This is a genomic window from Pseudomonas sputi, from assembly GCF_021603585.1.
Classification (GTDB): Bacteria; Pseudomonadota; Gammaproteobacteria; order Pseudomonadales; family Pseudomonadaceae; genus Aquipseudomonas; species Aquipseudomonas sputi.
The window spans coordinates 1-25305 of sequence record NZ_BQHI01000021.1; the positions used below are offsets into that span (position 1 = coordinate 1).

Here is a 25305-nt window from a genome sequence, read left to right on the forward strand (position 1 = left end):
GGAGCGTCCCTAGAGGCGTTCCCACGCTCTGCGTGGGAACGCCTCTAGGGACGCTCCGGGTCCAGTGACACAGAACGTCACGGGCTGTGTTCCCACGCAGACGGTTCGACGCCTCGACGTGGGAACAATCATTTACAGAGTTACAGAACCGAAGCGGTCTGCGGCGTCCGCGGCTGTTTATAGAGATCCAGCAGCACCTGATCCAGCACCGACGACGCGCCGAACGGGGCCTTGTCGTTGAGGATCGCCACCACCGCCCAGGTGTTACCGTTGACGTCACGGCTGAAGCCGGCAATCGCCCGTACGGTGTTCAGGGTGCCGGTCTTGACGTGGGCTTCGCCGCGCATCGCGGTGGTCTTCAGGCGTTTGCGCATGGTGCCGTCGGTGCCGGCAATCGGCAGCGAGCTGATGTACTCGGCAGCGTAAGGGCTGCGCCAGGCCGCTTGCAGCATGTTGGCCATTTCCCGGGCACTGACCCGCTCGGAGCGCGACAGACCGGAACCGTTTTCCATCACCAGATGCGGCGCAGTGATGCCTTTCTTCGCCAGCCACTGACGCACCACACGTTGCGCGGCTTTGGCGTCATCGCCGTCGGCGTCGTTGCGGAATTTCTGGCCCAGGCTCAGGAACAGCTGCTGAGCCATGGTGTTGTTACTGTATTTATTGATGTCGCGGATGATTTCCGCCAGATCCGGCGAGAAGGCGCGGGCCAGCACTTTGGCGCTGCTCGGGGTCGGGGCCAGACGATCCTTGCCCTGGATGCTGCCGCCCAGTTCCTTCCAGATCGCCCGCACGGCGCCGGCGGTGTAGGTCGCGTGGTCGAGCAGCGACAGATACGTCTGCGAGCTGCAGCCTTCGCCCAACTGGCCGGCCACGGTCACGGTCACGCTGCCATCGGCCTGCGGCACCGGGTTGTAGCGCACGCCGCCGGTGCATTGTTTGGAGTTGAGCGCTTTGACGGTGTTCTCGATCTTGATGCTGGCAATCGGCGGTTCGACCGAGATCAACACCCGGCCATTGTCATTGCGGGCCACGAAACGCAGGGCCTTGAGGTTGACCAGCAGTGAATCCGGCTTGACCAGGAACGGTTTGTTCTCGTCGTTGCCGTCATCGTTGAATTCCGGCAGTTGCGGCTGCACGAAGAAGCTGCGATCGAGCACCAGATCACCGGTGACCTGGGTCACGCCGTTGGCGCGCAGGTCGCGCATCAGCAGCCAGAGCTTTTCCATGTTCAGCTTTGGATCGCCGCCGCCCTTGAGGTAGAGGTTGCCGTTGAGGATCCCGCCGTTCAGGTCGCCGTCGGTGTAGAACTCGGTTTTCCACTGGTGGTTGGGGCCGAGCATTTCCAGCGCCGCGTAAGTGGTCACAAGCTTCATGGTCGAGGCCGGGTTGACGGACACGTCGGCGTTGTACACGGTCGGCGTGCCTGGACCATCCAGCGGCACCATCACCAGCGACAGGGCAGTGGGTTGCAGTTTGCTGGCCTTGAGGGCTTTTTCGACGTTGGGAGTCAGGGCGGTGTTGATGGTGGCAGCGGAGACGGGCAGGGCCAGCGGCAGAAGAAGGCCGGCCAGGAGCAGAGGACGCAACGATTTGATCATATGAAATAAAACCCTACAGCCGAGGGGAAAAAAGACGAGGACATGGATGAAAAGGCCCTCAGTGGTCATGAAAGTGTCGGCATTATGCCCCAAGGTGTAACAGCTTGTGCCTTTCGCAAGGGCGCCAATCCGTTATTTTTTTACAGGCGGTCGCACGCACGTCCCGGATAGGCGGGCAATCGCCGGCTTAAACTGGTAAAGTGCCGGCCGTTATTACTTAAGAGGATTGTTCCAATGGCGACTAACCGTTCCCAGCGTCTGCGCAAAAAACTGTGCGTCGATGAATTTCAAGAGCTGGGTTTCGAACTGAACCTGGGCTTCAAAGAAGACCTGTCCGAAGAAGCCATTGACGCTTTCCTTGAAGCATTCATCAAAGAAGCCATGGAAGCCAACGGTCTGGGCTATGTCGGCGGCGACGACTTCGGTCTGGTTTGCCTGCAGAAGCGTGGCTCGGTCACCGAAGAGCAGCGCGCTGCCGTTGAAGCCTGGCTGAAAACCCGCTCCGAGCTGACCAGCACTGAAATCAGCCCGCTGCTGGACGTCTGGTATCCGGAAAAGCCGATCAACGCGGCCAAGTGATACTGAAAAAAACGGCGACCTGAGGGTCGCCGTTTTTTTATGCCTGCTATTTAACGAGGTCTCAAGCCTTGCGCCAGTTGAGGATCAGCAAGGTCAGCACCCCCGCGACAATCCCCCAGAAGGCCGAACCGATGGAAAACAGCGTCAGCCCCGACGCCGTGACCATGAAGGTGATCAACGCCGCTTCCCGTTCCTTCACTTCGGTCATGGCGATGCTCAAGCCGTTGATGATCGAACCGAACAGGGCCAGCGCGGCAATCGACAGCACCAGTTCCTTGGGCAGCGCGGCAAACAGCGCCGCCAGCGTGGCGCCGAACACCCCGGCAATCCCGTAGAAAATCCCGCACCACACGGCAGCGGTGTAGCGTTTGTTGCGATCCTCATGGGCATGGGGCCCGGTGCAGATCGCCGCGCTGATGGCCGCCAGGTTGATGCCGTGGGAACCGAACGGCGCCAGCAGCAAGGACGCGATGCCGGTGGCGGTGATCAGCGGCGAGGCCGGGACGTTGTAGCCGTCGGCCCGCAGTACGGCGATGCCGGGCATGTTTTGCGAGGTCATCGCTACAACAAACAGCGGGATGCCGATGCTGATGGTCGCGGCCAGGGAAAAGTGCGGCGTGGTCCAGACCGGTGTTGCCACTTCCAGATGAAAGCCGCTGAAGTCCAGCAACCCCATGAAGCCCGAAAGCGCAGTACCGATCAGCAGCGCGGCGAGCACCGCATAACGCGGCGACAGGCGTTTGACGATGAGATAAGTGAAGAACATCCCCAGCACCAGGCCGGTGCGGTGTTGCGCGGCGACGAAGATTTCGCTGCCGATCTTGAACAGAATCCCCGCCAGCAACGCGGCGGCGAGGGAGGCCGGGATCTTTTTCACCAGCCGTTCGAAACTGCCGGTCAGGCCGCAAATCGTCACCAGCACCGCGCAGGTGATGTAGGCGCCGATGGCTTCGCCGTAGGTGACGCCGCCCAGGCTGGTGATCAACAGCGCCGCGCCGGGTGTCGACCAGGCGATGGTAATCGGCGTGCGATAGCGCAACGACAGGCCGATCGAACACACCGCCATGCCGATGGAGATCGCCCAGATCCACGATGAAATCTGCCCGCTGGTCAGGCCCGCCGCCTGCCCGGCCTGGAACATCAGCACCAGCGAACTGGTGTAGCCGGTCATCATCGCGATGAACCCGGCGACGATGGCGGAGGGCGATGTGTCCGCCAGCGGGCGCAGTCGGGTGTGGGTAATTTCGTTCATGACAGCGGCGTTCCTTGTTCAAACCACGGATTTCGGGTTTAAGCCTAAACTCAAACGTAACGGAGCGTTGCGATACAGCCGAAGCCACAAACAGCCGTACAGTCGTGTTGCCACCTTCCATTGTGTACAATCGCGCTGTTTTTTACGCGATACTTGCCAGCGACCCACTGTGCCGTATTACAGTCACGGTCAATTCGCCGCCGTTCTTCCCGACTCGAGTGCCCATGAACGAACAGTTGCAACCCCTCAAGAAACAACCGCGAGCAGGCAAAGCCGGCCGCAGCGGAACCCAGGACGATATTGTCTATGCGCATATCTTCGAGGCCATCCTCGAGCAGCGCCTGGCACCCGGTACCAAGTTGAGCGAAGAAGCGCTGGGGGAAATTTTCGGGGTCAGCCGCACCATCATTCGCCGCGCGCTCTCGCGTCTGGCCCATGAAGGCGTGGTGCTGTTGCGGCCGAATCGTGGCGCGGTAGTGGCCAGCCCGAGCGTCGAAGAGGCGCGTCAGGTGTTCCTCGCCCGGCGTCTGGTGGAGCGCGCGATCACCGAGCTGGCAGTGCAGCACGCCACCGCCGAGCAGATCGCCGAACTGCGCCAGATGGTCAACGACGAGCGCGACAGCTTCTCCCGTGGCGATCGCGGTGCCGGCATCCGTCTCTCGGGTGAATTCCACCTGAAACTCGCCGAAGCGGCGAAGAACGCGCCGTTGATCAGCTTCCAGCGCAGCCTGGTTTCGCAGACGTCGCTGATCATTGCCCAGTATGAAAGCGGCAACCGTTCGCACTGTTCCTACGACGAGCACACCCAGTTGATCGACGCCATCGAAGCGCGCAACGGCGAGCTGGCGGTGGACCTGATGATGCATCACATGGATCACATCGACAGCAAGCTCAACCTCGACGAGGAAAGCGCGTCGGACGACCTGCATGCCGTGTTCTCGCACCTGTTGCAGACCAAGAAGCCGGGGCGGCCGGCGGTCAAGCTCTGAGGCGAATCGGCAGGCAATAAAAATCCCCCGGACTGCAAAGTGCCGGGGGATTTTTTTGCCTGCCCGAGCGTTCCCACGCTCTGGGAACGACCAGGCGATCAATCAGCGCTGGTGCACCAGCGCGCCTGCCGCATAGGTCTGAGCCACGGTGCGGTCATCGCCCAGGGTCATCAGCACGAACAGCGTTTCGGCAATGTTGTTGGCCTGCTTCAAGCGGTAGCTCAGCAGCGGGGTGGCGTTGTAGTCCAGCACCAGGAAGTCGGCGTCGGAGCCCGGTTGCAGGTTGCCGATCCTGTCTTCCAGACGCAGCGCCCGCGCACCGCCGAGGGTGGCCAGGTACAGCGACTTGAACGGGCTCAGGCGCGCACCTTGCAGCTGCATCACCTTGTAGGCTTCGTTCAGGGTCTGCAGCAGCGAGAAACTGGTGCCGCCGCCGACGTCAGTGCCGAGGCCGACATTCAGTTTGTGCTTCTCGGCCATCGGCAGATTGAACAGGCCGCTGCCGAGGAAGAAGTTCGACGTCGGGCAGAACGCCACCGCTGAACCGGTTTCTGCCAGGCGCGCGCATTCGTCGTCGCACAGGTGCACGCCGTGGGCGAACACCGAGCGCTCGCCGAGCAATTGATAGTGGTCGTAGACGTCCAGGTAACCCTTGCGCTCCGGGAACAGCTCTTTGACCCACTCGACTTCCTTGAGGTTTTCGCTGATGTGGGTCTGCATGTACAGATCCGGGTATTCGCTGAGCAACTGCCCCGCCAGTGCAAGCTGTTCCGGAGTGCTGGTCGGGGCGAAGCGCGGGGTCACGGCGTAATGCAGACGACCCTTGCCGTGCCAGCGCTCGATCAGCGCCTTGCTGTCGACGTAGCTCGATTCCGGGGTGTCGGTCAGGTAGTCCGGCGCGTTGCGGTCCATCATCACTTTGCCGGCGATCATCCGCAGGTCCAGTTTCTCGGCCGCTTCGAAGAACGAGTTCACCGATTGCGGATGGACGCTGCCGAACACCAGGGCGGTGGTGGTGCCGTTGCGCAGCAGTTCCTTGATGAAAATGTCCGCCACTTCATCGGCGTGGGCCTTGTCGGCGAACTGGCTTTCGCACGGGAAGGTGTAGGTGTTCAGCCAGTCCAGCAGTTGCTCGCCGTAGGCGCCGACCATGCCGGTCTGCGGCAGGTGGATGTGGGTGTCGATGAAACCCGGAGTGATCAGCGCATCCTTGTGATGGGTGATTTCGATGTCCGCCGGCAGCGTCGGCAGCAGTTCGCTGGCGTGGCCGAGGGCGCTGATCTTGCCGCCATCGACCACCAGAAGACCGTCCTCAAAATACTCGTAGGAGGCTTCGATGCCGACCTCGGCAGGGTCGGCGATGCTGTGCAGGATGGCGGCGCGGTAGGCTTTGCGAGTCAGAGGCATGAGGGTTCTCTAATCAGTTTGAGGCTTTGAGTGTGGCGGCCTGACTGCGGCGTGAAACCGGCAGCAGTTTGGCAATCGGTTCGGCGCTGGCGCTGTGCTGGCCGAAATTGGCGTTATAGGTGGCGATGATTTCGCCGGCGATGGAGATAGCGATTTCCACAGGCAACTTGCCTTTGACTTCGCCGATACCCATCGGGCAGCGCATGCGTTGCACGACGCTGGCGTCGAAACCACGGTCACGCAAACGGTGTTCGAACTTCGCCCGTTTGGTTTTCGAGCCGATCAGGCCGAACCAGGTGAAGTCATTGCGCTTGAGGATCGCGGCGGTGAGTTCCAGATCCAGTTGGTGGTTGTGGGTCATGACGATGCAGTAGCTGCCGGCGGGCAGGTCGTCGATTTCATCCACCGGTTCCTCGGCGACGATCTTGCGCACGCCGTGGGGAATCTGCTCGGGGAATTCCTCTTCCCGGGAATCGATCCAGCGCACCCGGCAGGGCAGGCTGGCGAGCAAGGGTACCAGCGCACGGCCGACATGACCGGCGCCGAACACCGCGATCTGCGCCTGCACCTGGCCCATCGGTTCGAACAGCAGCACCGTGGCGCCGCCGCAGCACTGGCCCAGGCTGGCGCCGAGGCTGAAGCGCTCCAGATGGGTGTCCTGCCTGCCGCTGGCGAGCATCTCGCGGGCGATCTGCATGGCTTTGTATTCCAGGTGCCCGCCACCGATGGTGTCGAAGGTCTGGCGGGCGCTGACGACCATTTTCGAACCGGCATTGCGCGGCGTCGAGCCGAGCTCTTCGATGATCGTCACCAGAACGCAGGGTTCGCCCTGGTTCTGCAGGTCGGCGAGGGCGTCGATCCAGTTGTACATATCTCACCTCTCAGATCGTTCCCACGCTCTGCGTGGGAATGCATCACTGGACGCTCCGCGTCCGCTGTTCAGGATGCGACGCAGAGCGTCGCGGGCTGCATTCCCACGCAGAGCGTGGGAACGATCATCAAACAACCTCGGCTTCAGCCTCGACGGCTTTCACCGCCTTGAGCTGGCGCATCTGTTCGCAGCCCCACAACACCCGCTCCGGGGTCGCCGGCGCGTCGATCTTCGGCTGATGCCTGTAATCGCCGAGGCTGGCCACCGCGTCCTTGATCGCGCACCACGCGGCGATGCCGAGCATGAACGGCGGTTCACCCACGGCCTTGGAGTGGAACACCGTGTCTTCCGGGTTCTTGCGGTTTTCCACCAGTTTCACCCGCAGGTCCAGCGGCATGTCCGCCACGGCCGGGATCTTGTAGCTGGCCGGGCCGTTGGTCATCAGCTTGCCCTTGTTGTTCCACACCAGTTCTTCCATGGTCAGCCAACCCATGCCCTGGACGAAACCGCCCTCGACCTGGCCGATGTCGATGGCCGGGTTCAGCGAGGCGCCGACGTCGTGGAGGATGTCGGTGCGCAGCATCTTGTATTCACCGGTCAGGGTGTCGACGATCACCTCGCAACACGCCGCGCCGAAGGCGAAGTAGTAGAACGGCCGACCACGGGCCTGACTGCGGTCGTAGTAGATTTTCGGGGTCTTGTAGAACCCGGTGCTCGACAGCGACACCTGATTGAAATACGCCAGTTGGATCAGCGCTTCAAAGGTCAGGATGTGGTCGCGAACGCGTACGTGGCCGTTGTGGAACTCCACGTCTTCTTCGCTGACCTTGTAGTGCCGGGCGGCGAATTCGACGAGGCGCTGCTTGATGGTCTCGGCGGCATTCTGTGCGGCTTTACCGTTCAGGTCGGCACCGCTGGAGGCTGCCGTCGGCGAGGTGTTCGGCACCTTGTCGGTGTTGGTCGCGGTGATCTGCACGCGGTCCATTTCCACCTGGAACACTTCGGCCACGACCTGCGCGACTTTGGTGTTCAGGCCCTGGCCCATCTCCGTGCCGCCATGGTTCAGGTGGATGCTGCCGTCGGTGTAGACGTGCACCAGCGCGCCGGCCTGGTTGAGGAAGCTGGCAGTGAACGAAATGCCGAATTTCACCGGAGTCAGCGCCAGGCCTTTTTTCAGGATCGGGCTGTTGGCGTTGTAGCGACGGATCGCTTCGCGGCGCTCGGCGTACTGGCTGCTTTCTTCCAGTTCAGCGGTCATTTCCTCGAGCATGTTGTGCTCGACGGTCTGGTAGTAATGGGTGACGTTGCGCTCGGTCTTGCCGTAGTAGTTGGCCTTGCGCACGGCCAGCGGATCGAGGTTCAGGTGACGGGCGATGGCGTCCATCACTTCTTCAATCGCGACCATCCCTTGCGGGCCGCCGAAGCCACGGTAGGCGGTGTTCGACGCGGTGTTGGTCTTGCAGCGGTGACCGTTGATGGTCGCGTCACCCAGGTAGTACGAGTTGTCCGAGTGGAACATCGCCCGGTCGACAATCGAGGCCGACAGATCAGGCGAGCAGCCGCAGTTGCCGGCCAGATCCATCGCAATCCCGTGCAGGCGCCCGGTGCTGTCGAAGCCGACGTCGTATTCGACGTAGAACGGGTGACGCTTGCCGGTCATCAGCATGTCTTCGACCCGTGGCAGACGCATCTTGGTCGGCTGGCCGGTGAGGTGCGCGATCACCGCACACAGGCACGCCGGGCTCGCGGCCTGGGTTTCCTTGCCGCCGAAACCACCGCCCATGCGGCGCATGTCGACCACGATCTTGTTCATCGACACGTCGAGAACTTCGGCCACCAGTTTCTGCACTTCGGTGGGGTTTTGCGTCGAGCAGTAGACGATCATGCCGCCGTCTTCGGTGGGCATCACCGAGGAGATCTGGGTCTCCAGATAGAAGTGTTCCTGGCCGCCGATGTGCAGCGTGCCTTGAATGCGATGTTCGGCCGTGGCCAATGCGTTGGCCGAATCGCCGCGCTGATGGGTGTGGCTGTCGAGCACGAAGTGGCGTTTGCGCAGGGCTTCGACCACGTCCAGCACCGGCTCCAGATCTTCGTATTCGATGATCGCGGCCATGGCGGCCTTGCGTGCGGTTTCCAGATCTTTCGCGGCCACGGCCAGCACCGGCTGACCGACGAACTGCACGTCATCAATAGCCAGCAGCGGATCACCCGGCAGCAGCGGGCCGATGTCTTTCAGGCCCGGCACGTCTTCATGGGTGATGGCGATGCGCACGCCTTCAAAGGCGTAGCAGGGCTGGGTGTCGATGCTGATGATTTTCGCGTGGGCGCGATCCGACAGCCGCGCGTAAACGTGTAATTGGTTGGGGAATTCCAGGCGGTCATCGATGTATTGCGCTTCACCGGACACATGCTTGGCGGCGCTGTCGTGCTTGACGCTGCGGCCGACGCCGGTGGTCAGGTCTTTGGCGAACAGTTCAGCCAGTTCAGCTTGCGTTTTCTCTACGCCGTGATGGTTAGACATAAGCGGTCACCCGAGTCTCGATGTGCGGTGTTTGCAGTTCGATGAAGTATTTGCGCAGCAGGTTCTGCGCGCTGAGCAGGCGGTATTCCTTGCTGGCGCGGAAGTCCGAGAGCGGGGTGAAATCCTCGCCCAGCGCGGTGCAGGCACGTTCGGTCACAGCGTTGTCGAACGGCTGACCGAGCAGCACGGCTTCACAGTGAGCGGCGCGTTTCGGGATCGCGGCCATGCCGCCGAAAGCGACGCGGGCGTCGGTGATCACACCGTTTTCGACACGCAGGTTGAACGCGGCGCAGACGGCGGAGATGTCGTCGTCCAGACGCTTGGAGACTTTGTAGGCGCGGAAGCGCTGCTCAGCCGTGGCGCGAGGCACGATGATTTTCTCGATGAACTCGCTTTCCTGACGCGCGGTGACCCGGTAATCGATGAAGTAATCCTCAAGCGCCAGCGTGCGGCGGGTCTCGCCCTTGCACAGCACGATCTGCGCGCCGAGGGCGATCAGCAGGGGCGGCGAGTCGCCGATTGGCGAGGCGTTGCCGATGTTGCCGCCCAAAGTCCCCTGATTGCGGATCTGCAGGGAGGCGAAGCGGTGCAGCAACTCGCCGAAGTCCGGGTACTCGGCGTTCAGTGCTTCGTAGCAGTCGGAGAGGGCGGTGGCGGCGCCGATTTCAATGCGATCATCGAAGTGCTCGATGCGCTTCATTTCGGCGACGTTGCCGACGTAGATCATCACCGGCAGGGTGCGATGAAACTGCGTGACCTCCAGCGCCAGATCGGTGCCGCCGGCCAGCAGGCGGGCCTGTGGATAAGCATCGTAGAGGTCGGCCAGATCGGCCACGGTCAGCGGCACCAGGCAGCGCTTGTCGCCGCTGTTGAGTTCGCCGATCGACGTCGGGGCAATGGCTTTGAGGCGGGCGATGGTTTCCGCTTCCCGGGCGTCGAACTGGTCCGGTTGCTTGGCGCAACAGGATTGCTCGGCGGCGGCCAGGATCGGCCGGTAGCCTGTGCAGCGGCAGAGGTTGCCGGCCAGTGCTTCGTGGGCCTTGGCCTGATCCGGTGCATCACTGTTCTTTTGCAGGGCGAACAGCGACATCACGAAACCGGGGGTGCAGAAACCGCACTGCGAGCCGTGGCACTCGACCATGGCTTTCTGCACACTGTGCAGTTCGCCCTTGTGCTTGAGGTCTTCGACGCTGATCAATTGCTTGCCGTGCAGCGACGACACGAACGTCAGGCACGAGTTGAGGCTGCGATAGCGAATGTGCTCGCGGCCATCGTCATCCGTCTGCAACTCGCCGACCACCACCGTACAGGCGCCGCAGTCACCGCTGGCGCAGCCTTCTTTGGTGCCGGATTTACCCACATGTTCGCGCAGGTAGTTGAGCACAGTCAGGTTCGGGTCCAGGGCGTGCTCGCTACGGAGTTCCTGGTTAAGTAAAAACTGGATCACGGAAGGCCTCGCAGACTCATTATTGTTGTTGAGCGACTTGAGCCGAATTTAGCAGGTCTGACTTTTCGGTCAATGGTTTTCTGACTTAAAGGTCAGGAAAAACCGTTTTGTCGCACAACCACGTGTCTCTTCAGTATTGACCCTCATTGGATCAAGCGCTTTTTTGCGGGATTCGTGCCAAAAACCGCTGTGCGGGCACTCCGCCATGACCGCGCATTGCGCTACACTGCGCCGCTTGTGCAGATCGAAGAGTTTGAAGGACAACCATGACGTTCAAGGCGCCGGACAGCCTCGCCGAGCAAATCGCTCACCACCTCGCCGAACGGATCATTCGCGGCGAAATGAAGCCGGGAGAGCGCATCCAGGAACAGAAGGTCACGCTGGCGCTGAACGTCAGCCGCGGCTCGGTCCGCGAAGCCTTGCTGATCCTCGAGCGCCGTCACCTGATCGCGATCCTGCCGCGCCGCGGCGCCCACGTCACTGAGCTGACGGCACACAAAGTGCAGAGCCTGTGCACGCTGATGAGCGAGCTGTACATCCTGCTCGGCAACGCAGTGGCAAATGGCTGGCAAGTCCAGTCCGACATGGCGCCGTTCGTGCAGATCCAGCAGCGCCTGACCGCCAGCTACGAGCGTCAGGACATCCGCACCTTCGTCGACGACAGCTTCAACGTGATGCGTGCCGCGTATCCGTTCGCCAACAACCCGTACCTGCAGGAAACCGTCGAGAACCTGCAACCGGCCATGAGCCGTGCGTACTTCCTCGCGCTGGAACAGCGCAAGGCCGAGATGAGCGAGTTCCTCGAACTGTTCGAACGCTTGCTCGCCGCCGTCCTCGCCCGTGACCTGCCGCAGATCCGCATCGTGCTGACGGCTTACGCCCAGCGCAGCTGCGATCTGGTGGTGTCCGCCCTGACGGTTGCCTGACCTTGCGGCTCAAGTGCATCAAGCTGGCGGGGTTCAAGTCCTTCGTCGACCCGACCACGGTGAACTTCCCCAGCAACATGGCGGCGGTCGTCGGGCCGAACGGTTGCGGCAAGTCGAACATCATCGATGCCGTGCGCTGGGTGATGGGCGAAAGCTCGGCCAAGAACCTGCGCGGCGAGTCGATGACCGACGTCATCTTCAACGGCTCGACCAGCCGCAAACCGGTGAGCCAGGCGAGCATCGAACTGGTGTTCGACAATTCCGACGGCACGCTGCTGGGCGAGTGGGCGGCCTACGCGGAAATTTCCATTCGCCGCAAAGTGACCCGCGACAGCCAGACGACTTATTACCTCAACGGCGCCAAATGCCGTCGTCGCGACATCACCGACATCTTCCTCGGCACCGGCCTCGGCCCGCGCAGCTACTCGATCATCGAGCAGGGGATGATCTCCAAGCTGATCGAGTCCAAGCCGGAAGACCTGCGTAACTTCATCGAAGAAGCCGCCGGCATTTCCAAGTACAAGGAGCGTCGGCGCGAGACCGAAAACCGTATCCGCCGTACTCACGAAAACCTGGCCCGCCTGACCGACCTGCGCGAAGAGCTTGAACGTCAGCTTGAACGCTTGCACCGGCAGGCCGAAGCCGCCAAGAAATATCAGGAATACAAGGCCGAAGAACGCCAGCTCAAGGCGCAACTGTCGGCCCTGCGCTGGCAGGATCTGAACGATCAGGTCGGTCAGCGCGAATCGATCATCGGCAACCAGGAAATCAGCTTCGAAGCGCTGGTCGCCGAACAACGCAACGCCGACGCAGCGATTGAACGCCTGCGCGACGGTCACCATGACCTGTCCGAGCGCTTCAATCTGGTGCAGGGGCGCTTCTATTCGGTTGGCGGCGACATCGCCCGCGTCGAGCAGAGCATCCAGCACGGTCAGCAACGCTTGCGCCAATTGCAGGACGACCTGAAAGAAGCCGAGCGCGCACGCCTCGAAACCGAATCGCACCTGGGTCACGACCGCACCTTGCTGCTGACCCTCGGCGAAGAACTCGATCAACTGACCCCCGAGCAGGAAATCACCAACGCCGCTGCCGAAGAAGCCGCCGCTGCGCTGGAGGATTCCGAAGCCGTCATGCACGGCTGGCAGGAGCAGTGGGACGCCTTCAACCTGACCTCCGCCGAACCCCGTCGTCAGGCCGAAGTGCAGCAATCGCGCATCCAGCAGCTGGAAACCAGCATGGAGCGTCTGGCTGATCGGCAAAAGCGTCTAGGCGAAGAGCGCGCGCTGCTCTCGGCCGATCCGGAAGACGCGGCGATCATGGAGCTCAGCGAACAGCTCGCCGAGTCCGAAGCGACCCTTGAAGATTTGCAGACCAGCGAAGAAGCCCAGGTCGAAAAACTTGAACAACTGCGCCAGGAATTGCAGCAGGCATTGACTGCGCAACAACAGGCGCAGGGCGATTTGCAGCGCCTCAATGGTCGCCTCGCATCGCTGGAAGCCTTGCAGCAGGCGGCGCTCGATCCGGGCACCGGCACTGCTGAGTGGCTGAAAGAACACCACCTCGCCGAGCGTCCGCGTCTGGCCGAAGGCCTGAAAGTCGAGGCGGGTTGGGAACTGGCGGTGGAAACCGTGCTTGGCGCCGATCTGCAAGCGGTGCTGGTGGATGATTTCGACGGCTTCGATCTGTCCGGTTTTAGTCAGGGCGATCTGCGTTTGCTCAGTCCCGGCAGTGACGGCGTGCGCGTGGCCGGCAGTCTGCTGGACAAGGTCGAGGCGCAGGTCGATCTGTCGCCCTGGCTCGCTCAGGTCAAACCGGTCGACAGCCTTGAACAGGCGCTGGCCCTGCGCGGCCAGCTTGCGGCCGGGCAGAGTCTGATCAGCCGTGACGGTTACTGGGTCGGTCGGCACTTTCTGCGGGTGCGCCGCGCCAGCGAAGCCGAGAGCGGCATGCTCGCCCGCGGCCAGGAAATCGAATCGCTGCATGCGGAACGCGAAGAGCGCGAAGCCACGGTCGAGGCCATGGAAACCCGTTTGCAAACCCTGCGCGCACAACAGCGTCAGCAGGAAAATGGTCGCGAACATCTACGTCGCTTGCTGCAAGACGAAGCTCGTCAGCAAGGCGAATTGAAAGCCCAGTTGTCCGCCGGCAAGGCCAAGGCCGAGCAGTTGAACCTGCGTCGTACCCGCCTCGATGAAGAACTGGTCGAGCTCGCCGAGCAGCGCGAACTGGAACACGAAAACATCGGCGAGGCACGGATCCAGTTGCAGGACGCCCTCGACGCCATGGCCCTCGACACCGAACAGCGCGAATTGCTGCTGGCCCAGCGTGACAGCCTGCGCGAGCGGTTGGATCGGGTGCGTCAGGAAGCGCGCCAGCACAAAGACCACGCCCATCAATTGGCCGTGCGTCTGGGTTCGCTGCGTGCGCAGCATGATTCGACCCGCCAGGCCCTTGAGCGTCTGGAAATGCAGGCCGAGCGTCTCACCGAAAAACGTGAACAGCTCAGCCTGAATCTGGAGGAGGGCGAGGCGCCGCTGGAAGAACTGCGCCTCAAGCTCGAAGAGTTGCTCGACAAGCGCATGAGCGTCGACGACGAACTCAAGACCGCACAGATCGCGCTGGAAGACGCCGACCGCGAACTGCGCGACGCGGAAAAACGCCGGACCCAGGCCGAGCAGCAATCGCAATTGATCCGGGGTCAGCTCGAACAGCAGCGCATGGAATGGCAGGCCCTGACCGTGCGCCGCAAGGCCCTGCAGGATCAACTGCTGGAAGACGGCTACGATCTGCACGGCGTGCTCAATACTCTGACCGCCGAGGCCAGCGAGAAGGCCGCCGAAGAAGAACTTGAACGCATCGCCGCGCGGATTCAGCGCCTGGGCGCGATCAACCTCGCGGCGATCGACGAATACCAGCAACAATCCGAGCGTAAACGTTATCTGGATGCGCAGGACGCCGATTTGGTGGAAGCGCTGGAGACCCTGGAAAACGTCATCCGCAAGATCGACAAGGAAACCCGTAACCGTTTCAAAGATACCTTTGATCAGATCAATGGCGGTTTACAGGCACTTTTCCCAAAAGTTTTCGGTGGCGGGCGGGCGTATTTGGAACTGACGGGCGAAGATCTACTCGATACAGGGGTGACGATCATGGCGCAGCCGCCCGGAAAGAAGAACAGCACTATCCATTTGCTCTCTGGTGGCGAGAAAGCCCTGACCGCGCTTGCACTGGTATTTGCGATCTTCAAGTTGAATCCGGCGCCGTTCTGCATGCTCGATGAAGTTGACGCGCCACTGGATGACGCTAACGTTGGACGCTACGCACGATTGGTCAAAGAGATGTCGCAGACCGTGCAGTTCATCTATATCACCCACAACAAGATCGCCATGGAAATGGCTGACCAGTTGATGGGCGTGACGATGCATGAGCCGGGTTGTTCGCGACTGGTAGCCGTGGATGTCGAGGAGGCGATGGCGATGGTGGATGCCTGAGTCGGCGCTGTCGGAAAAGGTATTTGTAGTCTGTAGGACATATTTACCGCCTTCGACTTGCTGGCCAATCGACATAATCGCGCAAGCCAATGAGACAGACGGTGTAAAGTTGTCTTTGGTCGTGCTAGTTTAATGTCAATTTTTCGTATACGTGGGCAAAACGCCTGTCAGAACATAGAGTTGGCGCCACGTTTTAAAGCGGTTTGCACAGTGTAAACCCCTTATTTTTCAGCATTTTTTATAGAGGCACGGGATTACATGGAAATCGGTCTGCGCGAGTGGCTGATCGTCATCGGCATCATTGTGATAGCCGGTATTCTTTTCGATGGCTGGCGCCGTATGCGCGGCGGCAAGGGAAAACTGAAATTCCGCCTTGACCGAAGTCTGTCCAACCTGCCGGACGAGGACAGCAGCGCCGAGCTGTTGGGCCCGGCCCGCGTGCTGGATACTCATAAAGAGCCACAACTGGACGAACACGATCTGCCATCGGTGAGCATGCCGGCCCGCGAAGCACGCGAGCCTCGCGAATCCGGTTCCAAGCGCGGCAAGCGTGGCAGCAACGGCCCGGCCCAGGGCGACCTGAACCTCGATCTGGATCTGGACGGCGGCCCGAGCTTCAGCAGCCGCGACGATGATTTCGTCGAGCCTGCCGCCAAGTCGTCGCCTGCAGTGGCCGATAAAGATCAGCCACAAGCAGAAGAAGTGCTGGTGATCAGCGTGATCTGCCGCGACCCGGCCGGCTTCAAGGGCCCGGCGCTGTTGCAGAACATTCTGGAAAGCGGTCTGCGTTTTGGTGAGATGGATATTTTCCACCGTCACGAAAGCATGGCCGGCAACGGCGAGGTACTGTTCTCCATGGCCAATGCGGTCAAGCCGGGCATCTTCGATCTGGACGACATCGACCATTTCAGCACCCCGGCGGTGAGCTTCTTCCTCGGCCTGCCAGGCCCGCGTCATCCGAAGCAGGCCTTCGACGTGATGGTCGCGGCGGCCCGCAAGCTGTCTCAGGAACTGAACGGCGAATTGAAAGATGACCAGCGCAGTGTCCTGACCGCGCAGACCATCGAGCACTACCGTCAGCGCATCGTCGAATTCGAACGTCGCGCCCTGACCCAGAAGCGTTGATTGAAAAGGTTGCCTCGTCATAAAGAGGCAATCGGCAAAAACAGATTGAGCAGCCTCGGCTGCTCTTTTGCTTTATGAGAGAACACCCATGACTGCCGCCAAAGACCGCATTCTAGCGCTGCGCGCTGAACTCGATCAGCACAACTACCGTTACCACGTCCTCGATGAACCGAGCATTCCGGATGCCGAGTACGACCGGTTGTTCCACGAGCTCAAGGCGCTGGAAGCGGCCAACCCGGAGCTGATCACCAGCGACTCACCGACTCAGCGCGTGGGCAGCGTGGCGCTGACCGCGTTCAGCCAGGTGCGCCACGAAGTGCCGATGCTCAGCCTCGGCAACGCCTTTGAAGAAACCGACATGCGCGAGTTCGACCGCCGGGTGACCGAAGGGCTGGATCTGCCGGTCGGCGATCTGTTTGGCGGTGGCGCGGCGGTGGAATACAGCTGCGAACCGAAGCTCGATGGTCTGGCGGTCAGCCTGCTGTATCAGGACGGCGTGCTGGTGCGCGGCGCTACGCGCGGCGACGGCACCACGGGTGAAGACATCAGCGTCAACGTGCGCACGGTGCGCAACATCCCGCTGAAGCTGCACGGCACGGGCTGGCCGGCGACGCTGGAAGTGCGCGGCGAAGTGTTCATGTCCAAGGCCGGTTTCGAGCGCCTGAACGCTTCGCAACTGGAAGTCGGCGGCAAGACCTTCGCCAACCCGCGCAATGCCGCCGCCGGCAGCCTGCGCCAGCTGGATTCGAAGATCACCGCCAACCGCCCGTTGGAGTTCTGCTGCTATGGCATCGGCCAGGTGTCCCACGACATCGCCGATACCCACATCGGTAACCTCAAGCAGCTGCAAGCCTGGGGCCTGCCGATCAGCCACGAATTGAAACTGGCCAAAGGCATCGGCGAATGCCTGGATTATTACCGTGATATTGGCGAGCGCCGCAACGCGCTGGCCTATGAAATCGACGGTGTGGTGTTCAAGGTCAACAGCATTGCCGACCAGCGTGAACTGGGTTTTCGCGCCCGTGAACCACGCTGGGCCATCGCCCACAAATTCCCGGCCATGGAAGAACTCACCGAACTGCTCGACGTGGAGTTCCAGGTCGGCCGCACGGGCGCCGTCACGCCCGTGGCGCGGTTGAAACCGGTCAAGGTTGCCGGCGTCACCGTGGCCAACGCCACGCTGCACAACATGGACGAAGTCGCCCGGTTGGGCCTGATGATCGGCGACACGGTGATCATTCGCCGCGCCGGTGATGTGATTCCGCAAGTGGTGCAAGTGGTCATGGAGCGTCGTCCGGAAGATGCGCGCCCTGTGCAGATTCCCGAGAGCTGCCCGGTCTGCGGCTCCCACGTCGAGCGCACGCAACTGGTCAAGCGCAGCAAGGGCAAGGAAACCATCAGCGAAGGCGCGGTGTACCGCTGCGTCGGCCGACTGGCCTGCGGTGCGCAACTCAAGCAGGCGATCATTCACTTCGTCTCTCGTCGGGCGATGGACATCGAAGGCCTCGGCGACAAGAGCGTCGAGCAGTTGGTGGACGAAGGTCTGGTCAGTTCGCCGGCCGATCTTTATGCATTGAAGTTCGATGACATCGTCGATCTTGAAGGTTTTGCCGAAGTGTCGAGCAACAAGTTGCTGGCCGCTATCGAGGACAGCAAGAAGCCGGGGCTGGCGCGCTTCATCTATGCGCTGGGCATCCCGGATGTCGGCGAGGAGACCGCCAAGGTGCTGGCCCGCTCGCTGGGGTCGCTGGAGCGCGTCCAGCAAGCCTTGCCGCAAGTGCTGACGTACCTGCCGGACATCGGCCTGGAAGTGGCCCACGAGATTCACAGCTTCTTCGAAGATGCGCACAACCAGCAGGTTATTACCGAGTTGCTGGGCCATGGTTTAGAGATTCAGGATCAGGGTGAGTTGGGCGCCGAGTTTGCCGCAAGCACAACGCTGGGCGGCTTCCTCGACAAGCTGCACATTCCTTCGGTGGGACCGGGCGGGGCGCAGAAACTGGCGGACAGGTTCGAATCGCTGGAAGGGGTGATGAACGCTGACTGGCTGGACATGCGCCAGGCATTGCCGGAGAAACAGGCCAACGCGGTTCGCGAGTTTTTCGCCTTGCCCGGGCATCGTCAGCTTGCGGAGTCTGCCGAGCAGCAACTGCGCGATTTCGGCATGCATTGGCAAAGCGAAAAGAAAGTCGTCGAAGGCCTGCCACTGGCCGGCGAAACCTGGGTGCTGACCGGCAAGGTCGAGCTGATGAGCCGGGACGTCGCCAAGGAACACCTGGAAAGCCTCGGCGCCAAGGTCGCCGGCTCCGTGTCGGCCAAGACCCATTGCGTGGTCGCCGGACCGGGCGCGGGGTCGAAACTGACCAAGGCCAACGAACTGGGCGTGAAAGTGATGGACGAAGAGGCGTTTATCGCGTTCCTCAAAGGACACGGTATTTCTGCCTGACGCATTGCGCGGGAACGATCAACTCGCGGGAATGATCTAGTCTTGGCAAGCCCAAGGGAGAGATCGCCATGTACCGCTTTTTCGAGCAGTTGAGTTCCCGCATCGTCGCGCCGTTCATGGGCGAATCCTCGCGCAACAGCAAAGTCTGGCCGTGCCGCTGCGGCCAGTCGCTGTTCTTTCGTAACAGTCAGTGCCTGGCCTGCAACGCGGCGCTGGGTTATCAACCGGAACACAGTCGTCTGACCTCGCTGCAACCGGGGCCGCAAGAGGGCACCTGGACGCTGGATGTCGATCCCGAGGCCGGGCTGTTCCGCCGTTGCGCCAACCTCGATACCCCGGCGGCCTGCAACTGGCTGCTGCCCGCCAACGATCACGACACCCTGTGCGCGGCCTGCGCTCTGAATCGCACCATCCCCGATCTGTCCGTCCCGGAAAACCCCGAACGCTGGCGCAAGGTTGAAATCGCCAAGCGGCGTCTGATGGCGCAACTGATCAGCCTCGGTCTGCCGGTCGTTCCGAAAACAGTCGATGAAGACACCGGCCTGGCCTTTGATTTCATCGGCGTCGATCTGCAAGGCAACGGGCCCATGACGGGCCACGCCAACGGCCTGATCACCCTCGACATCGCAGAAGCCGACGACGCCCACCGCGAGCGCGTCCGGGCGCAGATGCATGAACCCTATCGCACGCTACTCGGGCACTTTCGCCATGAGGTCGGGCATTACTACTGGGATCGCCTGATCGACAACGGCCCGTGGCTTGATTCATTCCGCAACCTGTTCGGCGACGAACGCGCCAGTTATGCCGGGGCGCTGGAGCGGCATTATCAACAGGGCGCGCCGGCGGACTGGTCGCAGCACTACGTCAGCGCCTACGCCACCATGCACCCGTGGGAAGACTGGGCGGAAACCTGGGCGCATTACCTGCACATGATGGACGCGGTGGATACGGCACTGGGTTTTGGCATGAGCGCCCGGGAGATGGATCTCGATTACCAGCCGTTTCCGTCGAGCACGCTGTATGACCCCGAGCATCCTGGCGGCGCGGCGTTCCTGTCGTTCGTCAACGCATGGATCGAACTGGCCGGCATGCTCAACGAACTGTCGCGCAGCATGGGGCAGCCGGATTTTTATCCCTTCGTCCTGCCGCCGGCGGCGATCGCCAAGCTGCACTTCATTCATCTGGTGATCCAGCAGGAGGGCGGCCGGGCGGACGAGGTGCTGCAGGCGCAATAGCAAGTGCTTGAAGCCCTTCATATTTTTAATCTGCAACGAGCGGTTGTAACTTCGTCTCAGATAGGTACAATGGCGCGGCTCGCCGACAGGTGAGCGTCGTTATGGTGACCCTATCGGTCCCCCCGCAACGATCAGCCGTGAACCCGGTCAGGCCTGGAAGGGAGCAGCCGCAGCGGTGACATTGTGTGCCGGGGTGTGGCTGGTAGGGTTACCACCTTAACGACCCTCGAACGAATCAGACCGAACTGCATGGGTTTCGCCCACTGCGGTTTTTTTATGCCTGCGATTTGGCGTTTCGTACCCAAACACCCCGCTCGCGGAGGTGTCGACGCCTCTTCAATCCCGCATACTCGCCACCACCGAAATAAATGAAGAGTCTGGCCAGGATCGACCGTATGAGGTCTGCACCCTGGTCGCGAGGTTTTATGCTCCCGGAACATTCCGATTTATCCAGCCCCGTGTTCTTGCCTCTGACGGAAGAAACCTGCACGAACCTTTTGCAGGCGGGGGGCACCACAGCGCTCGAAACCCTGACCGATCCAGAGTTGGCGGCCGTGCTGGTGATCCAGAACCTGGTGCAAACGAAAGAGCAGGATCTCGGCGCCGTGGCAGCGGAGAAGATTCTGGCCAGGCTCTTGTCCTGGGCTGCGCAAAACCGTCAGTCAACGACAGCAGGCCTGCTGTCAGAAGCCCAACGTCTGTTCGACCCGCGCAAACTGTATTTCGGCCTGAAGGTTCTCAAGCCTCTGAACCTGCGTTTTCTGTTGGCCGAAGAAGTATCTGCACGCGACTACTTGTTGCCCGACGGCCAGTGGGACTTCGAATACAAGGTGCAGCGCCATCGCAGCCATGATCCGTTCAGCCAGCCGATAGTGACGCCCCGACAGCGCGAGCGCTGGTTGAGCCCGGCACAGGACAAACTGGTCAGAACCTTTCGCGCCAACCTGGACGAAGACCTGCACGTTCAGGGCTACGCCGGGATCGGCAAAAGCCATCTGCTGGTGGCCTTGCTGGAACACCTGCGCCCGGAAAAGACCTTACTGTTGGCGCGCACACCGGCCAAGCTGGAGGTCCTTCGTCAGCGGATGGTGGGGCCGAGCGAGAAGAAGGCCGGCAAGACCTTCCTGGCGTTTGCGCAGTCGCTGATGCTCGGGCGCAGGCCTCAGGCTGAAGGAGCGACTCGGATCCTCAGTCGCCAGGCGCTGGCGCAGGAACTGAATATCTTCGGTTTCCGCCACCACGACGGGCAGGCGACCCTTGAACTGTGCCTCAAGGTGATCGAGCGCTACTGTCGCTTTCGCGATCACACCTTTTCAGCGAAGCATCTGCCGCATTTCAATCAGCCGCTCTCCAGCGTGGACGCTCAAGTGCTGCTGGAATATTCGAGCCGGGTGTGGGGCTACCTCGAACTCAATCCGGCGTGGGGCGGCCAGACCGGTTTCGAAGCGCTACTGATGATCAAGCGGGCCTGCATTGCCGGTTGCGTGGTGCCCGCGCGCTACACGCACGTGCTGATCGACGAAAGCCAGGACATTCCCGGCTCGCTGTTGCAGATCATCGAACGCGGCCGGCAGGTGCTGATCACCCTCGGCGACGAGTACCAGCAGGCCAGCGGCGTTCCGGTCAAACGGCACCGCGAGGTTCGCCAGAGCGATATCAGTTATTCCGTGCGCTCGGGTCGCAATGTCGAGCGGCTGGTCAATCCGCTGATCGCCCGGCATTCGCAGAAGGGCAAGATGCCGTTCGAAGGCGCCAGTGATGCTGACGTCATGATTAAGGAATATCCGGAAGGTTTTGTGCCGCCCGAGGGCTGTGTGGTGCTGACAGCCTCACCGTGGGACACAATGATCTGGGCTATCCACCTGCACGACTCCAATTGCAAGTTCAGATTCCCGGACAAGCCAACCCAGGATGATCTCAAGCATTTCATGGCCACCGCCATCGAACGGTTCAAGCCTGACTTCTACCGTTCCGAATTCAGTGAAAACGGCGTGCATCCGTACTTCAGCGACCTGCCTGACTGGCAGGCCGTTTGTGACGCCAATCAGTTCGACGAATCATTTCTGCGGGTCAAGGCCAAGCTGGAAAACGGTTTCATGATTGCCGACCTGACGCGCCTGAACCGAATGATCGACAACGCCGGCAACGGCTGCCTGCTGATGCTCGCGGAAGAGGCGGGGGGTATGGAGTTCGACAAGGTGCTACTGACGCCGGGCCTGCTGACCAACGAGCAATTCAAGGATGCCTACGCGTTCGATCAGCGGATCTGCGCCGTGTACATTGCCATCTCCCGCGCCAGACAGAAGCTTTATGTGCCGTACGATGTGGTCGCGTGGGTCGAGTATCACGAATATCAGAAATTTCGCGATACGGCGGGGCATTGAGGGGCTGGCTCACGGTTCATTACTCGACCCCCCGGTATACAACCGAATAATGTCATCAATCTCCCCGGACATTTTCATCCGCAGCAACGTCCTCAATATCCGCTGCACCGGCACATTCGGATCATTGCGCACATAGCAGCCGATCTTCTGCTCCTGCAGCACTGCCACCGTTTGCAGTTGTTGCGCCGGCTGCAGGCGCTGGTTGAACCAGTCCAGTGTCCATTGATTGCTCACCGCATAGCGGTAGCGGCCGGCCAGCAGTTTGTCGAGCACCTGCTCCTGATTGCGCGCGTCTTCGCGCCAGAGCCGATCGGCGTCGAATATCGGTTGCAGCGTGGGGTAGGTGTAACCGAGCACGGTGCCGATTGACTGGCGGGGCAGGTGGGCCGGGTCGACGCTGGGTGGTGGGTCCCGACGGCTGATCAGCAGGTCGCGCTGGAAGAACAGCGGGAGGCTCCAGATGTAATCCCCGGACAGGTTCGGCAGCCAGGATTGTGCGGCAAAGCAGCGCACGTCGACTTCACCGTGTTCCATGGCGTTCTGCACCCGGGCGCGGGGCAGGACGTGAAATTGCGCCGGCACGCCGACCTGGGTCGCCAGGCTGAGCATCATGTCGTAGAGGATGCCTTGGGTCGGGCGGCCGCGTTCGATCTGCACCATTGGCATCGCCCAGCTGTCGGCAACGACGAAGCGCAGCGGCGGTTGCGACGCCATCGCGCTCAGGCTCAATCCCAGTAATGCCCCCACGGCCCACCGCATAAACGCTCCGGTAATTCCTAATCCTGAGCCGACAAAAGCCCTCGCTCATGCAGCTTAGCCAGAATAGACGAGCACACCGGATGCAATTTTGCCCTTGCTCCGCTAGCATTAGCCGCTTCTGCTTCCTTTGCCGCGACGGTTTTCGATGAGTTATCAGGTTCTTGCACGTAAATGGCGTCCGCGCTCGTTCCGCGAAATGGTCGGCCAGACCCATGTGCTCAAGGCTCTGATCAATGCCTTGGACAGCCAGCGCCTGCACCACGCCTACCTCTTCACCGGTACGCGAGGCGTCGGCAAGACCACGATTGCGCGGATCATCGCCAAATGCCTGAACTGTGAAACAGGTATCACTTCAAGCCCGTGCGGCGAGTGTTCGGTGTGCCGCGAGATCGATGAGGGCCGTTTCGTCGACCTGATCGAGATCGACGCCGCGAGCCGGACCAAGGTCGAGGACACCCGCGAACTGCTCGACAACGTGCAGTACGCCCCGAGCCGCGGGCGCTTCAAGGTCTACCTGATCGACGAAGTGCACATGCTCTCCAGCCATTCCTTCAATGCGCTGCTCAAAACCCTTGAAGAGCCGCCGCCCTACGTCAAGTTCATCCTGGCGACCACCGACCCGCAGAAACTTCCGGCAACGATTTTGTCGCGGTGCCTGCAGTTCTCCCTGAAGAACATGACGCCGGAGCGGGTGGTCGAGCATCTGACCCACGTTCTGGGCGCCGAAAACGTACCGTTCGAAGACGACGCCCTGTGGCTGCTCGGTCGCGCGGCGGACGGTTCGATGCGTGACGCCATGAGCCTGACCGACCAGGCCATCGCCTTCGGTGAAGGCAAAGTGTTGGCCGCCGACGTGCGGGCGATGCTTGGTACGCTGGATCACGGTCAGGTCTACGACGTGCTGCACGCGCTGATCGAAGGTGACGCCAAGGCGTTGCTCGAGGCCGTGCGTCACCTGGCCGAACAGGGCCCGGACTGGAACGGCGTGCTCTCGGAAATTCTCAATGTGCTGCACCGCGTCGCCATCGCCCAGGCCTTGCCGGAAGGTGTCGACAACGGCCACGGCGACCGTGACCGGGTGCTGGCACTGGCCCAGGCGTTGCCGGCCGAAGACGTGCAGTTCTATTACCAGATGGGCCTGATCGGCCGCCGCGACTTGCCGCTGGCGCCCGATCCGCGAGGTGGTTTCGAAATGGTCCTGCTGCGGATGCTGGCCTTCCGGCCGGCAGACACGGCGGACGCTCCGAGGCAACCGCTAAAGCCAGTGGGGATCAGCCAGGCCACAGTTGATTCCGCAAATTCAGTGGCTGCCGCGCCGAAGCCTGCGCCGGTAGTTGCTGCGGCTGTTGCACCCACGCCAGCGCCGGTGGTTGCGCCTGCACCTGCTCCCGAACCTGCACCGGTTGCCCAGGTGATTGCGCCTGAACCCGTTCCTGAGCCAGAGCCAGAGCCGGTTGCCGTCGAGGACGTCGTCGATCTGCCGTGGAATGACCCGGTAGAACCGGCGCCTGTGCAGCAGCCAGTGGTCGAGCCTGTACTGGAAACCGCCGCCGAACAACCGGAGCTGCCGCCAATGCCGCTGCCGACCCCGGACAGCGTCGTGCCGGACGCCCCGGAGTGGGCCGCTGCGCCGATCCCCGAACCGTCAGTGGCCGAAGTCGATGCCGCCACGCCGGGCGTGGACATGGACGACGAGCCGCCGCTTGACGAGGACTACATCGAGCCGGACATGGATTCGGCCTACAGTTACCTCGACGATCTGGCCAGCGAACATGCTGCAGAACCGGCCCCGGAGCCCGAGCCGGAACCTGCCGCCGCGCCGGCCACCGGTCTGGCCCTGCAATGGCTGGAGCTGTTCCCGCAACTGCCGATTTCCGGCATGACCGGCAGCATCGCCGCCAACTGCACGCTGATCGCGGTCGATGGCGATCACTGGCTGATGCACCTGGACCCGGCCCACAGCGCCTTGTTCAACGCCACCCAGCAGCGTCGCCTGAACGATGCGCTGAACCAGTTCCACGGGCGCACGCTGACCCTGACCATCGAGCTGATCAAGCCCGAGCAGGAAACCCCGGCCCAGGCCGCGTCCCGGCGCCGTGCCAACCGTCAGCGCGAGGCGGAGGAATCGATCCACGGCGATCCGTTCATCCAGCAGATGGTGCAGCAGTTCGGCGCGGTCGTGCGACACGATACTATTGAACCTGTCGACGCCCTGGTCAGTCAGGGCTAATAACTGAGGGCGTCCGGCCTGTAGGGGCGGGCGCTGTTTTGA

Annotated in this window: 16 protein-coding genes and 1 other RNA gene; 10 read left to right on the forward strand and 7 right to left on the reverse strand. The window is 61.7% G+C overall.

The window, feature by feature from the left end; all coding sequences use genetic code 11:
• Positions 1 to 140: 140 nt before the first annotated feature.
• Positions 141 to 1601: a D-alanyl-D-alanine carboxypeptidase/D-alanyl-D-alanine endopeptidase gene (gene dacB / locus L6D81_RS22435; RefSeq protein WP_236181974.1), complete on the reverse strand. Its 1461-nt coding sequence runs from the start codon at positions 1599 to 1601 to the stop codon at positions 141 to 143.
• Positions 1602 to 1835: 234 nt separating this feature from the next.
• Between dacB and L6D81_RS22440 the strand changes: the two genes are divergently transcribed.
• Entirely contained in the window at positions 1836 to 2180 is a 345-nt protein-coding gene (locus tag L6D81_RS22440; protein WP_039770011.1) for a YggL family protein, read from the forward strand.
• A gap of 61 nt (positions 2181 to 2241) precedes the next feature.
• Here L6D81_RS22440 and L6D81_RS22445 read toward each other — a convergent pair whose 3' ends face one another.
• Positions 2242 to 3432, reverse strand: coding sequence for a benzoate/H(+) symporter BenE family transporter (locus L6D81_RS22445; RefSeq protein ID WP_039770013.1), 1191 nt, complete (start codon positions 3430 to 3432; stop codon positions 2242 to 2244).
• 224 nt (positions 3433 to 3656) lie between these two features.
• On the opposite strand from L6D81_RS22445, the gene L6D81_RS22450 reads away from it, so the two are divergent.
• Positions 3657 to 4421: a GntR family transcriptional regulator gene (locus L6D81_RS22450; RefSeq protein ID WP_007952027.1), complete on the forward strand. Its 765-nt coding sequence runs from the start codon at positions 3657 to 3659 to the stop codon at positions 4419 to 4421.
• Positions 4422 to 4523: 102 nt separating this feature from the next.
• Here L6D81_RS22450 and guaD read toward each other — a convergent pair whose 3' ends face one another.
• The 4 genes from guaD to xdhA all read right to left on the reverse strand — a co-directional run bounded on the left by guaD (position 4524) and on the right by xdhA (position 10667).
• Positions 4524 to 5828, reverse strand: a complete 1305-nt coding sequence (gene guaD / locus L6D81_RS22455; RefSeq protein WP_236181975.1) for a guanine deaminase — start codon at positions 5826 to 5828, stop codon at positions 4524 to 4526.
• 13 nt (positions 5829 to 5841) lie between these two features.
• Positions 5842 to 6699 (reverse strand): xanthine dehydrogenase accessory protein XdhC, encoded by an 858-nt coding sequence (gene xdhC, locus L6D81_RS22460; protein ID WP_236181976.1) that lies wholly within the window; start codon positions 6697 to 6699, stop codon positions 5842 to 5844.
• A gap of 127 nt (positions 6700 to 6826) precedes the next feature.
• Entirely contained in the window at positions 6827 to 9220 is a 2394-nt protein-coding gene (xdhB, locus tag L6D81_RS22465; protein WP_236181977.1) for a xanthine dehydrogenase molybdopterin binding subunit, read from the reverse strand.
• The gene (gene xdhA / locus L6D81_RS22470) at positions 9213 to 10667 is read right to left on the reverse strand and encodes a xanthine dehydrogenase small subunit (RefSeq protein WP_236181978.1); all 1455 of its coding nucleotides are present in this window, start codon (positions 10665 to 10667) and stop codon (positions 9213 to 9215) included. The genes xdhB and xdhA overlap by 8 nt, the downstream gene beginning before the upstream one ends.
• A gap of 266 nt (positions 10668 to 10933) precedes the next feature.
• Here xdhA and L6D81_RS22475 point away from each other — a divergent pair, with 266 nt between their 5' ends.
• The 7 genes from L6D81_RS22475 (at position 10934) to L6D81_RS22505 (ending at position 22274) form a co-directional block, all read left to right on the forward strand.
• Complete coding sequence (locus L6D81_RS22475; RefSeq protein ID WP_007952019.1) at positions 10934 to 11593, forward strand: GntR family transcriptional regulator; 660 nt, start codon at positions 10934 to 10936, stop codon at positions 11591 to 11593.
• A gap of 2 nt (positions 11594 to 11595) precedes the next feature.
• Complete coding sequence (gene smc, locus L6D81_RS22480; protein WP_236181979.1) at positions 11596 to 15084, forward strand: chromosome segregation protein SMC; 3489 nt, start codon at positions 11596 to 11598, stop codon at positions 15082 to 15084.
• A 258-nt stretch (positions 15085 to 15342) separates the two neighbouring features.
• Positions 15343 to 16209 (forward strand): cell division protein ZipA, encoded by an 867-nt coding sequence (zipA, locus tag L6D81_RS22485; protein WP_236181980.1) that lies wholly within the window; start codon positions 15343 to 15345, stop codon positions 16207 to 16209.
• An 88-nt stretch (positions 16210 to 16297) separates the two neighbouring features.
• Positions 16298 to 18655, forward strand: coding sequence for an NAD-dependent DNA ligase LigA (gene ligA, locus L6D81_RS22490; RefSeq protein ID WP_236181981.1), 2358 nt, complete (start codon positions 16298 to 16300; stop codon positions 18653 to 18655).
• A 68-nt stretch (positions 18656 to 18723) separates the two neighbouring features.
• On the forward strand, positions 18724 to 19890 hold the full coding sequence (locus L6D81_RS22495; protein WP_236181982.1) for a zinc-binding metallopeptidase family protein: 1167 nt from the start codon (positions 18724 to 18726) through the stop codon (positions 19888 to 19890).
• A 111-nt stretch (positions 19891 to 20001) separates the two neighbouring features.
• An RNA gene (gene ffs, locus L6D81_RS22500) (signal recognition particle sRNA small type) lies at positions 20002 to 20098 on the forward strand.
• 217 nt (positions 20099 to 20315) lie between these two features.
• Positions 20316 to 22274: a hypothetical protein gene (locus tag L6D81_RS22505; protein ID WP_236181983.1), complete on the forward strand. Its 1959-nt coding sequence runs from the start codon at positions 20316 to 20318 to the stop codon at positions 22272 to 22274.
• Between the two features lie 9 nt (positions 22275 to 22283).
• Here L6D81_RS22505 and L6D81_RS22510 read toward each other — a convergent pair whose 3' ends face one another.
• On the reverse strand, positions 22284 to 23033 hold the full coding sequence (locus tag L6D81_RS22510) for a substrate-binding periplasmic protein (RefSeq protein ID WP_236181984.1): 750 nt from the start codon (positions 23031 to 23033) through the stop codon (positions 22284 to 22286).
• Between the two features lie 145 nt (positions 23034 to 23178).
• Between L6D81_RS22510 and dnaX the strand changes: the two genes are divergently transcribed.
• Positions 23179 to 25263 carry a DNA polymerase III subunit gamma/tau gene (gene dnaX / locus L6D81_RS22515; RefSeq protein ID WP_236181985.1) on the forward strand — a complete coding sequence of 695 codons (2085 nt, stop codon included), beginning with the start codon at positions 23179 to 23181 and terminating at the stop codon, positions 25261 to 25263.
• Positions 25264 to 25305: the final 42 nt, after the last annotated feature.